The organism is Pandoraea anhela, from assembly GCF_902459655.1.
GTDB classification, from domain to species: domain Bacteria; phylum Pseudomonadota; class Gammaproteobacteria; order Burkholderiales; family Burkholderiaceae; genus Pandoraea; species Pandoraea anhela.
Genome location: NZ_CABPSB010000003.1, coordinates 256,648 through 269,253 on the forward strand (window position 1 = coordinate 256,648; position 12,606 = coordinate 269,253).

Genomic DNA, 12,606 nt, shown 5'->3' on the forward strand with positions numbered 1-12,606 from the left:
ATTACATGTTATCTGCTTCGAGGATCTCATCCGATGAATAAGAGTGCGCAAGCCGATGGGGTGCCGACGGCGCGGGGCGCCGGCGATAAAGACCCGTTCCTGGTCGCGCTGGGCGAGCGGGTCCGGACGCTGCGGGCCCGTCGTGGCTTGACACGAAAGGCGCTGGCGCTCGATGCGGGCGTGTCCGAGCGTCACGTGGCCAATCTGGAGTCAGGCGTGGGGAATGCGTCCGTGCTGTTCCTGCGTCAGCTGGCACAAGCACTAAATTGCACGTTGGCGGAAATCGTAGGCGACGAGACGACGTCGTCGGCCGAGTGGCTGCTGATCCGCGAAATTCTGCACGGTCGCGATGGCGAGGCGCTCACCCGAGCGCGTCAGGCGCTGACCGAACTGTTCGCGGGGAGCGAGCGCGATCCGGACCGTCGCGGGCGCATTGCGCTCATCGGCCTGCGCGGTGCGGGCAAGTCGACGCTGGGGCGCATGCTTGCCGACGACCTGCACGTGCCGTTCGTCGAACTCAACCGCGTGATCGAGCAACTGGCCGGTTGTCCGCCGTCGGAGATCTATTCGCTGTACGGTGCGAGCGCCTACCGCCGCTATGAACTGCGTGCGCTGGAGGCCGTGGTGGCCGAGCATCCCCGCGCGGTGATCGCCTCGCCCGGCGGTATCGTCAGCGACGCCGCGACGTTCAACTTCCTGCTCACCCACTGCTATACGGTATGGCTGCAAGCCTCGCCCGAAGAGCATATGAAGCGTGTCGTGGCGCAGGGCGATCTGCGTCCCATGTCGGGCAATGCCGAAGCCATGGACGACCTCAAGCGCATTCTGGCCGGGCGTGCAGACTTCTACGCCAAGGCCGACATGAGCTTCGACACCGGTGGGCGCGCGCTGGCCGACGCCTATCTGCAACTGCGCGGCCGCCTGGCAGTGCAGTTGTCGTCCGATTGATCGTCGTCATTCTGCAAAATAATTCATTTTCCGTAAGAGAAACGGTTGACGGTGGGTTTATGCTGCACTATATTGCAATTCAACAAGATCATTATTCGAGTTGGAGGCAATCATGTTCGGCAAACCCCACGTCGACTACCGTACGGATCCCACCCAGTACAAACACTGGAAGCTAAGCGTCGACGGTGCGGTGGCGACGCTCGCCATCGACATCGCAGAAGACGGCGGCATTCGCGAAGGCTACAAGCTCAAGCTCAATTCGTACGATCTGGGGGTGGACATCGAACTGCACGATGCCATCCAGCGCATTCGCTTCGAGCATCCGGAAGTCAAGACGGTGGTGGTCACGAGCGCGAAGGACCGCGTGTTCTGCTCGGGCGCGAACATTTTCATGCTCGGCCTTTCCTCGCATGCGTGGAAGGTCAACTTCTGCAAATTCACGAATGAGACGCGCAACGGTCTCGAAGACGCCAGCCGTCATTCGGGCCTGAAGTTCATTGCCGCGGTCAACGGCGCATGCGCCGGCGGCGGGTACGAACTTGCACTGGCCTGCGACGAGATCTATCTGGTGGACGACCGCTCGTCGTCGGTCGCGCTGCCGGAAGTGCCGCTGCTGGGTGTGCTGCCGGGCACCGGCGGCCTGACGCGTCTGACCGACAAGCGCCGCGTGCGCAACGATCGCGCCGATATCTTCTGCACCATCGTCGAGGGCATTCGCGGCGAGCGCGCCAAGCAATGGCGTCTCGTGGACGAAGTGGTCAAGCCTGTGCAGTTCGCGCAAGCCGTGGCGTCCCGCGCGCAGGAACTCGCGCAGGCGAGCGACCGTCCCGGCGGCAAGGGCGTGACGCTCACGCGGATCGAACGCACCGACGAGCCGGACGCCATGCGCTACGAATTCGTCGAGGTCGAAATCGACCGCAACAACCGCACCGCCAGCCTGACCGTGAAAGCGCCCAAGTCTGCGCCGCCGGCCGACATCGCCGGCATCGAAGCCGCGGGCGTCAACTGGTGGCCGCTGAAGATGGCGCGTGAGCTGGACGACGCCATTCTCAACCTGCGGACCAACGAACTCGATATCGGCACGTGGCTGCTGCGCACCGAAGGCGACGCCAAACATGTACTTGCCGCCGACGCCTCGCTGCTCGCTCACCGGGATCATTGGTTCGTGCGCGAAACCCTGGGCATGCTGCGCCGCACGTTCGCCCGCATCGACGTGTCGTCGCGCTCGCTGTTCGCGCTGATCGAGCCGGACTCGTGCTTCACCGGCACGCTCGCCGAATTCGCATTCGCCGCCGACCGCACGTACATGGCGGCGCTGCCTGCGAGCGAGGAAGACGAGCCGGCTATCACGCTCAGCGAAGTCAACTTCGGCCTGTTGCCGATGGTCACGGATCAGTCCCGTCTGGCCCGTCGCTTTTATGAGGACGTTGCCGAGCTGGAGGCCGTGCGCGCCACCCTCGGCCGCCCGGTGCGTCCGGACGAAGCGGAGCGTCTTGGCCTGGTCACGGCCGCCGTCGACGACCTCGACTGGCCTGACGAAATTCGCATCGCCATCGAGGAGCGTGCGGCCATGTCGCCCGACGCGCTCACCGGCATGGAAGCGAACCTGCGCTTCAACGGTCGCGAGACGATGAACACGCGCATCTTCGGCCGTCTGTCGGCATGGCAGAACTGGATCTTCATCCGTCCGAACGCCGTGGGCGAGAAGGGCGCGCTGAAGGTCTACGGCAAGGGCAACAAGGCGCAGTTCGATCTGAACCGCGTCTGACGAATGCGGCGCATCGCGGCCCCGGCCCTCACGGGCTGACAGGGGGCGGCGGCCCGCGCGGCGACATCCACCGGACGAGACGTCTTACCCAAAGTACGCAAAAGATTTACAGGACACGAGGATTCCCACGATGGCTTCGATCAATTACAGCGAGAAGATCCCCAATAACGTCAACCTGTCGGACGACCGCACGCTGCAACGCGCGCTCGAACAGTGGCAGCCTAATTTCCTGTCCTGGTGGGGTGACATGGGGCCGGAAGGCTCGCACGGGTTCGATGTCTATTTGCGTACGGCGGTGAGTGTCGATCCGAGTGGTTGGGCACACTTCGATCACGTGAAGATGCCCGACTACCGGTGGGGCATCTTCCTCACGCCGGGCGAGGCCGAGCGCAAGATCCATTTCGGCGAGCACAAGGGCGAGGCCGCCTGGCAGGAAGTGCCGGGCGAGCATCGCGCGAACCTGCGCCGCATCATCGTCACGCAAGGCGACACGGAACCGGCATCGGTCGAGCAGCAGCGTCACCTCGGGCTGACCGCGCCGTCGATGTACGACCTGCGCAACCTGTTCCAGGTGAACGTGGAAGAAAGCCGTCACCTGTGGGCGATGGTCTATCTGCTGCATCGCTACTTTGGCCGCGATGGCCGCGAAGAAGCCGAAGCGTTGCTCGGCCGTCGCTCGGGCGACGACGACAATCCCCGCATTCTCGGCGCGTTCAACGAGAAGACGCCGGACTGGCTGGCGTTCTACATGTTCACGTATTTCACGGATCGCGACGGCAAGTTCCAGCTGTCGGCGCTGGCCGAGTCGGGCTTCGATCCGCTCGCGCGCACCACGAAATTCATGCTGACCGAAGAGGCGCACCACATGTTCGTGGGCGAATCGGGGGTCTCGCGCGTGATCGCCCGCACGGCGCAGGTGATGAACGAACTGAAGACGGACGATGTCTCGAAGCTGCGCGCCGCCGGCGTCATCGATCTGCCCACGATCCAGCGTTACATCAACTTCCATTACTCCGTGACGATCGATCTGTTCGGTGCGGATCAGTCGTCGAATGCGGCGATCTTCTACAGCTCGGGTCTGAAGGGGCGCTACGAAGAAAGCAAGCGCGACGACGATCATCAACTGAACGGCCAGATGTATCGCCTGCTCGACGTGGACAACGGCAAGCTCGTCGAGCGCGAAGTGCCGATGCTCAACGCGATGAACGAGGTACTGCGCGACGACTACATCAAGGACTCCGTGGCGGGGGTGAACCGCTGGAACAAGGTGTTGGAGAAGGCGGGCATCGACTTCCGCCTGACGGTGCCGCACAAGGCGTTCAATCGTCAGATCGGCACGTTCGCCGGCGTGCGCGTGTCGCCCGACGGCCGTGTCGTGAGCGAGACGGAATGGGCCGCGCATGAGCGCGAGTGGCTGCCGTCGTCGGAAGACCGTACGTATGTGGCGTCGCTCATGGGGCGAGTGACCGAGCCGGGCAAGTTCGCCAACTGGATCTCGCCGCCTCCGCTGGGCATTAACCGGCAGCCGATCGATTTCGAGTACGTGCGTTTCAACTGAGCGGCCGCAAGCGCCATCCCCACAAGGAGACAGCATCATGAACGGCCCCGTTCCGGTCGAAGTCCTGAAGCAGCATCTGATCGATCCGGAGATCTGCATTCGCTGCAACACTTGCGAGGAGACGTGTCCGATCGACGCGATCACGCACGACGAGAACAACTACGTCGTGCGCGCGGACACGTGCAATGGGTGCATGGCCTGTATCTCGCCGTGCCCGACGGGGGCTATCGACAACTGGCGCGACGTGCTCAAGGCCGAGGCCTATGCCGTCGAGGCACAGTTCACGTGGGACGAACTGCCCGTGCAGGACGATGCGCTTGCCGGGCGGGGCGTCATCGGCGAGGCGGCACAGGGCAATCAGGGGGCGTCCGGCGGTGGGGCGTCGAGCGCCGCCGAGTCTGCCGAGTCCACCGAGTCCACCGAGTCCGCCGAGCCGGTACCCGGGGGCGCTGACCTCGTGCGCGGGTCGCTCGTGCCGCCGTGGTCGGCCGCCAGACCCTACGTCAATCTGTACACCCACAAGACCCCGGTGCAAGCCACCGTGGTCGGCAACTACCGCGTGACGGATGCGAGCACCGAGAGCGACATCCACCACATCGTGCTCGACTTCGGCAAGCAGCCGTTCCCGGTGCTCGAAGGGCAGTCCATCGGCATCATCGCTCCGGGCACGACGGCGGACGGGCGTGCGCATCATGCGCGTCAGTACTCGATCGCGTCGCCGCGCGACGGTGAGCGCGCGGGCTATAACAACCTGGCGCTCACGGTCAAACGCGTGACGAAGGATCATCAGGGGCAGGCGGTCGGCGGCGTGTGCTCGAACTACCTTTGCGATCTGAAGAAGGGCGATGTGGTGAACGTGATGGGGCCGTTCGGCAGTACGTTCCTCATGCCCAACCATGCCGACTCGCATCTGCTGATGATCTGCACCGGCACGGGCGCCGCGCCGATGCGCGCCATGACCGAGTATCGCCGGCGCCGGCGCATGAAGGGCGCGACCGGCAAGCTGATGCTGTTCTTCGGCGCGCGCACGCAAGGCGAGTTGCCGTACTTCGGGCCGCTGCGCAATCTGCCGAAGGATTTCATCGACACCAATCTCGCGTTCTCGCGCACGCCGGGCCAACCCAAACGCTACGTGCAGGATGCGATGCGTGAGCGGGCGGCCGATGTGGCGGCGCTGCTGCGTCACGATCACACGTACATCTACGTGTGCGGATTGAAAGGCATGGAGGACGGTGTGCTGCAAGTGTTGCAAACCATCGCGGGCGATGCCGGGCTCGACTGGCAAACGCTCTGGCAACGGATGAAGGCCGAAGGGCGTCTGCATCTCGAAACCTACTGACTCGACAGGCATGCGCCGTCCGGTCGGCACGACGGCGCGGCCCCACGATTGACCGACGGCGTTTTGCGCCGACTTGACACCGCGTGTTTCGGCACGCGGTTTTTTTTCGTCGCAATGTCGCCTCGGATCGAGGCGCTCGTGCGTCGCTGGACCGACGCATGGCGTATCGTCGTCGACGCTGTTCCGGAGGCGTCACCGGAATTGAGTAACATGGAGGGGCTGTTTCCCTTCCATTTTTTCTCTGAACGGAGAGTCACATGGGCAAGAAGCGGATTCTGGTGTTGGCGGGCGACTACGTCGAAGACTATGAGCTGATGGTGCCGGTGCAGGCGCTCATGGCGGTGGGGCATCGCGTGGAAGTCGTCTGTCCCGGCAAGAAAGCGGGCGACAAGGTGCGCACTGCGATTCACGATTTCGAAGGCGATCAGACCTACAGCGAGAAGCGCGGTCACGACTTCACGCTGAACGCCACGTTCGACGGTCTGTCGCCGTCCGACTTCGACGCGCTCGTGATCCCCGGCGGACGCGCCCCGGAGTATCTGCGTCTGAACGAAGATGTGCTCGCCGCCGTTCGCCACTTTGCGCAAAACGACAAACCGATCGCCGCGATCTGTCACGGCGCGCAACTGCTCGCGGCCGCAGGCGTGATCGAAGGACGCGAGTGTTCGGCGTATCCGGCGTGTGCGCCGGAAGTGCGTCTGGCGGGCGGGAAGTATATGGAGATCGCCATCGACGACGCGCACACCGACGGCAAGCTCGTTACCGCCCCGGCGTGGCCCGCGCACCCCGCGTGGATCGCGCAGTTCCTCAGCGTGCTGGGCACGAAGATCGCACTGTAATGCGTTGAACCGCTCCGTCGCGGCGCGTCACGCGCGACGGAATTGTCCGATGTTGCCTCATTTTCGAAAGCTGGCCGTCCGGTGCCGCAGCAAGATTTGCCGATCTCAATCGGGGACGCAGGCGCGCCGCGCGCGCCTGCGCCCGCGCAACGACCAAGGAGCGTCGGGATGCAAATCAACGCCGGTATCGTGCAGGGGCAGCCAACGCCCGGCTGGGGAGGCAGTGACGCGCCGCGCCACGGCGATGCGCTTCCCGAAGCGGGGCCGCTGGGGGTGTTCGGTGCGGTAGTCGGACACGACGGCAGTGGCGCGCCGCTGCCGGACATCGGTCCGTATGACTTCTCGGGCGCCACCCGCGTGGCCGGCACCGAGGCGATGGGAAGCTCGGGGTCGGCCGTTCGCCTGTCGTTCGCCGCACATGTGCATGCGCCGCAGTACGTCGTAAAGGCGTGTCCGAGCGCCGGGCACGCGGCGCAGACATGGCTGGCGTCGCGGCTCTTCGGCGCGGTGGGGCTGGCCACGCCGACCGCGATTCTCGTGCGGGGATGCTCGCAGATCTTCGACGGCACGCACGCGCCCGAGCGTCTCTATCTGGCGACGACATTTCTGGAGGCGTACCGGAATCTCGGCGAGTGGCTCGAGAGCGACGACGCGTGGCGCGTCATCGGCGGCGTGCATCACCCCGATGTCGAGGCCCTGCAACGCGCACGTGGGCAAGCGCACGCCGCAGGGCAGCGCATGGCGCAGGCGATCGCGATGTCCGGCGGTCTGCCGTTCTACAGGCTCGGCGGCGAGATGGCGCAGATGCATGCCGAAGCGCTCGGCCATCGCAACGCCATGCGCCACCGGCTTTGCCATGCACTCCCGGAGGTCTATCAATGCGCGTTGGAGCGTCACTACATCGCAGCGCTCTGGCTCGGCAATTGGGATCTTTGCAATGTGTTCATGGAGAACATCGGCGTCTGGCGCGACAAGAACGACCTGCCTTACGTGATGTCGCTCGATTTCGACGCGTGCCTCGATCTGGCATTTCAGCAAACACGCAAGGTCGACGGGTACGACATGGCGGTCAACCAGCGTAAGGCGGTGACGTCGCTCCCGCCGCTCACCTCGACGTTTCGCCGGGAGGCCGCGAGTTTCGAGGCCACGCTACCCGATGACGCCTTGGCGGATCTCACGCAGTTCCCGTATGGCGAACACTACGCCCCCTTCGTGCGGCGACTTGCCGGACTGGAGGGCGGTACGGGTATCCAGCGCGATGCGGCGGGCAAAGCGATGTCGGAAGCGTTGAAGAATCCTAACGGCGTACGCGCATTGGCCGCAGAAATGGCGTATCGGCTCGGGCGCATTTCATCGCACGACATTCGGCGCTGGGTGGGATGCGCGTATCAGGTGGCCTACCTGCCGCAGACGGCTCAGGCGGCTGGCGAGACATCGTCCGACGCGATGATGGGGCTTCGCGATCCGGAGGTGCTGGTCGTTCACCTCCTGACCCGGCGAGACAGCGTTGTGCGATTGCTCGGCGGCGCGTGGGCCGCGCAGACGTGGGCGCACATGTATCCGATGCGCGCTCAGGCGATCGATGCGCAGCAGGAGCCGTTCGGATGTCCGGCGGGCGCCTGACACGGACTTTGGGGATGCTTGGCCGGCTTGATCACAGTGAGCCGGTGAGGGAACGGTCAGCCCGGCGGTTGCACGCCGAGTCGCGCCGGCACGGCGTGCAGCAGCGCGTCGATGGCTGCGCGCAGTTTGGGGGACGGATGCCGTGTGTCGGGCCAGACCAGATGCAGCGGCGTGCCCGGCGTATAGGCTTGCGGCAGGAGATGCACGAGCGTTCCCGCATTCAGGGCCTGCATCGCGACCCAGCGGGGAAGGCAGGCGATGCCGAGCCCCTGCTCGGCGGCCGTCACGAGCGCGACGAGATCGTCGAGGACGAAGCGTGGCGCACGCGGCGCGGCCTCGGGTGCCATCGGGAGCGCGGGCCATGAATAGAGATTGCCGCCACGCCCGTACATCAGACGTTCATGGTGCGCGAGATCGGCGGCCGTTTGCGGCGCGCCATGTTCGGCGAGATAAGCGGGCGAGGCGCACAACAGCATCGTTTGTTCGACAAGCGAACGCGCCTTGAGCCCGGGCGTGTCGTCCAGGCGGCCGCTGCGCACGGCCAGGTCGTAGCCTTCCTCGACCAGATCGACACGCCGGTCGCTGAACGACATTTCGAGCCGCAGTTGGGCATGCGATTTCGCCAGTGCCAGCAGGACTGGCGCGATGCACTGTCGCCCGAGCTGAACCGGCATCGTGACGCGCAGTCTGCCCATCGGGGTTTGCGCGCCTGCGCTCAATTCGTCCTCGGCCTCGGATAACTCCGCCAGCACCTTCGTACAACGTTGATAGAACGTCTGCCCTTCGTCGGTCAGATGCTGGCTGCGCGTGGTGCGATGGAACAGCCGCACACTCAGGCGCATCTCCAGCCGGCCGATTCGCTTGGCGACCGCCGAGCGCGTGAGGTGCAGCCGCTCGGCCGCACCGGCGAAGCTGCCTGCGTCAACCGCCGCTACGAAGGCCGAGATGCCCGAGAGTCGGTCGGGCGTGTAGGTCTCATTGGTTCTCATATATCGCCAATCCGTCGATAAATTGCCATCACTGCCGCTGAGTATTCTCCAATAAGCTTCTCCCTGTCTATCCCGCGTGCCGGGATATCCGATGAGAAACACAGATCGACGATCAGGGGAATGGACATGGCAACGATGCAGCAATGGCAAACGACGGCACTGGGCGAAACCGCGCTGGAACTGACGCGCACAGGGGTGCCCGAGCCCGGCCCGGGCGAAGTGCTCGTCAAGGTACGCGCGGTGTCGCTCAATTACCGCGACGCGCTGATGATCGATACCGGCATGGGCTTGCCGGTGACGTTCCCGTTCGTGCCCGGCTCGGACATGGCCGGCGAGGTCGTGGCGGTGGGCCAAGGGGTGACGCGCGTGGCGGTGGGCGAACGGGTCGTCAATACGTTCTGGGATCGCTGGATCGACGGCGAACAGGCGCCTGCGGGATTGAAGCTCTTCGGCGGAACGTTGCCGGGCGTGCTGCGTGAATATGCGGTGTTCGACGAAGCGTCGCTGGTTCGCGCACCGTCCACGCTGGGCGACGTCGCGGCGTCGACGCTGACCTGCGCCGGACTCACCGCATGGTTTGCGCTGTTCGGCACGGGACGCAAGCTCTCGGCGGACGAGACGGTATTGGTCATCGGTACCGGCGGGGTGGCGCTGTTCGCCGCGCAACTGGCGCTGGCCCATGGCGCCAGGGCAATAGTCGTGAGCGGCAGCGCCGGGAAGCTGGAGCGGGCGGCGGCGCTCGGCGCCACGCACGGTGTCCTGCGACGGGAAGGTTGGGCGGACGAGGTGCGCCGACGGACCGGCGGGCGGGGCGTCGAGCAGGTGCTGGAACTGGCGGGCGGGGACATGCGCGAGACGCTGGCGGCGCTCGCCCCGGGCGGCAAGGTGTCGGTCATCGGCACGCTGGGCGGGGATACCCTGCAAATTCCGGTCTATCCGATGTTGCTCAAGCGGGCGCATGTGCAGGGTATCGGCGTCGGGCACCGGCAGGGGCTGGAGGCGCTGACGGCCATGGTCGACCGGCACGGCATCGTCCCGCCGGTGGATGCGGTCTACGATTTCGCGGACTTCCCGCAGGCGTTGTCGCACCTGCGCCGGGGGGCGTTCGGGAAGGTCGTGGTGCGAGTTTCCGGGCCGGTTGCCTAACGTCTCAACCTCGCATAAACTGTCGTCGCCACAAACCCCGCGTGACTGGCGATTAGGGTGCACAGCCTTGTGTGCCCGAGGTGGAGCAACCCACCGGGAAGCGCCGGGGTCTTATTTGCCGTTCGCCTGGGCAGCCGTGATGGTTAGTGCTGCCCTGTCTATCGTCTTCCGAAGCACAAAGGAAGGCGCGCCGCAGCATCCCCTCCCGGAAAACCTGTTCAATTCAACGGAACCGCCATGTTCGACAAATCGAAATCTACCGTTGCCTCCGTCGATCCCGACGTCTGGGCCGCGATTCAGAAGGAAAACCAGCGTCAGGAAGATCATATCGAACTGATCGCTTCGGAAAACTACACCAGCCCGGCCGTGATGGAAGCGCAGGGCTCGCAACTGACCAACAAGTATGCGGAAGGTTATCCGGGCAAGCGCTACTACGGCGGTTGCGAGTACGTCGACGTCGTCGAACAACTGGCGATCGACCGTGTGAAGGCGCTCTTCGGCGCGGAAGCCGCCAACGTGCAGCCGAACTCGGGTTCGCAGGCTAACCAGGGCGTGTATTTCGCCATGCTCAAGCCGGGCGACACGATCATGGGCATGAGCCTCGCGCACGGTGGTCACCTCACGCACGGCTCGCCGGTCAACATGTCGGGCAAGTGGTTCAACGTGGTGAGCTACGGCCTGAACGAAGCCGAAGACATCGATTACGACGCCGCGCAGAAGCTGGCGGAGCAACACAAGCCGAAGATGATCGTGGCGGGCGCCTCGGCCTTCGCGCTGAAGATCGATTTCGAGCGCATGGCTCAGATTGCCAAGTCGGTCGGCGCGTATTTCATGGTCGACATGGCGCACTACGCCGGTCTCATCGCCGCGGGTGTGTACCCGAACCCGGTGCCGCACGCGGACTTCGTCACCACGACCACGCACAAGAGCCTGCGCGGCCCGCGCGGCGGCGTGATCCTGATGAAGGCTGAATTCGAGAAGGCCATCAACTCGGCGATCTTCCCGGGCATCCAGGGTGGCCCGCTCATGCACGTGATCGCCGGCAAGGCCGTCGCGTTCAAGGAAGCGGCATCGCCGGAATTCAAGGAATACCAGCAGCAAGTCGCGAAGAACGCGCGCGTGATGGCCGAAACGCTGGTCAAGCGTGGGCTGCGCATCGTGTCGGGCCGCACCGAATCGCACGTGATGCTGGTCGACCTGCGTGCCAAGAACATCACCGGTAAGGCCGCCGAAGCGGCACTGGGCGAAGCGCATATTACCGTCAACAAGAACGCCATTCCGAACGATCCGGAAAAGCCGTTCGTGACGAGCGGTGTGCGTCTGGGCTCGCCGGCCATGACCACGCGTGGTTTCAAGGAAGCTGAAGCGGAGTTGGTCGGCAACCTGATCGCCGACGTGCTCGACAATCCGGAAGACGCTGAAAACCTGGCCCGCGTGCGCGCACAAGTGGCCGAGTTGACCAAGCGTTTCCCGGTCTACGGCTAAGCCGCAGGCGTCGCACGCATGCGCTGCCCGTTCTGCCGGCACGACGACACGCAGGTCATCGACTCGCGTGAAGCGGAAGACGGCGCTGCCATTCGGCGGCGCCGGAAATGCCCGTCGTGCGATAAGCGATTCACCACGTACGAGCGCGTCGAGCTCACCATGCCGGCCGTCGTCAAAAAGGACGGTAGCCGCGCCGAGTACGATCGGGCGAAAGTCCGTGCCAGCATGCAACTGGCGATTCGCAAGCGCCCTGTCAGTGCCGAAGCGATGGATGCCGCCATTGCGCGCATCGAGTACAAGCTGCTGGCCGGCGCAGAGCGTGAAGTGATGAGCCAGCGCATCGGCGAATTGGTGATGCGCGAGTTGAAGCGGTTGGACAAGATTGCGTACATCCGCTTTGCATCGGTCTATCGCAGCTTCGAGGACATCGCAGAGTTTCGCGACGTGCTCGAAGAAATCGACAGCACCGATATCAAACCCAAGCGCAAGCCCGGGGTGTGAGGCATGTGAACGGTTGAGCGCATGACGGAAAAAACCGTCGTACCTGAAAAGGTACGGCGGTTTTTTTATGGCCGCCCGGCGGGGGATCGGCACGGGTTCGTGACGAGCAGCGACGCGTCGGCGACGTGTAAAAAACGACGGTGGGATGCGCCTGAAATCTCACCTTCAACCGTTGTATGCGCGCCTCATGCCGCATTCACTTTGGGGAAGGTGGGGGCGTGATTTCACGCGTTTTGGGAGTTTTCAAATTTTTATTTAAAAGAAAATACAAGAATCATCCCAATTTTAAAAATTGATGGAATTGTGGGGTAAGTACCAAAAATATTGAGAATGAATCTTTGGTTTTTGATTCGTGCCTAGAATTCGCAGCCTTGAAGTGGCGGGTATGCCGCTATCCGGGTGACGGCATC

The 12,606-nt window shown here is 64.2% G+C and carries 10 protein-coding genes and 1 riboswitch; of the genes, 9 read left to right on the top strand and 1 reads right to left on the bottom strand.

Annotated elements, in window-relative coordinates; translation table 11 throughout:
* Positions 1–33 precede the first annotated feature (33 nt).
* The 6 genes from PAN31108_RS06495 to PAN31108_RS06520 all read left to right on the top strand — a co-directional run bounded on the left by PAN31108_RS06495 (position 34) and on the right by PAN31108_RS06520 (position 8,075).
* Complete coding sequence (locus tag PAN31108_RS06495) at positions 34–948, top strand: helix-turn-helix transcriptional regulator (protein WP_150668062.1); 915 nt, start codon at positions 34–36, stop codon at positions 946–948.
* Positions 949–1,060: 112 nt separating this feature from the next.
* Positions 1,061–2,716 (top strand): 2,3-epoxybenzoyl-CoA dihydrolase, encoded by a 1,656-nt coding sequence (boxC, locus tag PAN31108_RS06500; protein ID WP_150668063.1) that lies wholly within the window; start codon positions 1,061–1,063, stop codon positions 2,714–2,716.
* Positions 2,717–2,846: 130 nt separating this feature from the next.
* Complete coding sequence (boxB, locus tag PAN31108_RS06505; protein ID WP_150668064.1) at positions 2,847–4,274, top strand: benzoyl-CoA 2,3-epoxidase subunit BoxB; 1,428 nt, start codon at positions 2,847–2,849, stop codon at positions 4,272–4,274.
* A 37-nt stretch (positions 4,275–4,311) separates the two neighbouring features.
* Positions 4,312–5,613, top strand: a complete 1,302-nt coding sequence (gene boxA, locus PAN31108_RS06510; RefSeq protein WP_150668065.1) for a benzoyl-CoA 2,3-epoxidase subunit BoxA — start codon at positions 4,312–4,314, stop codon at positions 5,611–5,613.
* 257 nt (positions 5,614–5,870) lie between these two features.
* Positions 5,871–6,452, top strand: a complete 582-nt coding sequence (locus PAN31108_RS06515) for a DJ-1/PfpI family protein (RefSeq protein WP_150668066.1) — start codon at positions 5,871–5,873, stop codon at positions 6,450–6,452.
* Positions 6,453–6,620: 168 nt separating this feature from the next.
* Positions 6,621–8,075: a hypothetical protein gene (locus PAN31108_RS06520; RefSeq protein WP_150668067.1), complete on the top strand. Its 1,455-nt coding sequence runs from the start codon at positions 6,621–6,623 to the stop codon at positions 8,073–8,075.
* A gap of 56 nt (positions 8,076–8,131) precedes the next feature.
* Here the strand turns inward: PAN31108_RS06520 and PAN31108_RS06525 are convergent, their stop codons facing one another.
* Positions 8,132–9,064: a LysR family transcriptional regulator gene (locus PAN31108_RS06525; RefSeq protein WP_150668068.1), complete on the bottom strand. Its 933-nt coding sequence runs from the start codon at positions 9,062–9,064 to the stop codon at positions 8,132–8,134.
* A 135-nt stretch (positions 9,065–9,199) separates the two neighbouring features.
* Here PAN31108_RS06525 and PAN31108_RS06530 point away from each other — a divergent pair, with 135 nt between their 5' ends.
* From PAN31108_RS06530 to nrdR, 3 genes are all read left to right on the top strand, one after another.
* The gene (locus PAN31108_RS06530) at positions 9,200–10,210 is read left to right on the top strand and encodes a zinc-dependent alcohol dehydrogenase family protein (protein WP_150668227.1); all 1,011 of its coding nucleotides are present in this window, start codon (positions 9,200–9,202) and stop codon (positions 10,208–10,210) included.
* Between the two features lie 31 nt (positions 10,211–10,241).
* A riboswitch (ZMP/ZTP riboswitch) is annotated at positions 10,242–10,349 on the top strand.
* 98 nt (positions 10,350–10,447) lie between these two features.
* Entirely contained in the window at positions 10,448–11,695 is a 1,248-nt protein-coding gene (gene glyA / locus PAN31108_RS06535; RefSeq protein ID WP_150668069.1) for a serine hydroxymethyltransferase, read from the top strand.
* An 18-nt stretch (positions 11,696–11,713) separates the two neighbouring features.
* On the top strand, positions 11,714–12,196 hold the full coding sequence (nrdR, locus tag PAN31108_RS06540; RefSeq protein ID WP_150668070.1) for a transcriptional regulator NrdR: 483 nt from the start codon (positions 11,714–11,716) through the stop codon (positions 12,194–12,196).
* Positions 12,197–12,606: the final 410 nt, after the last annotated feature.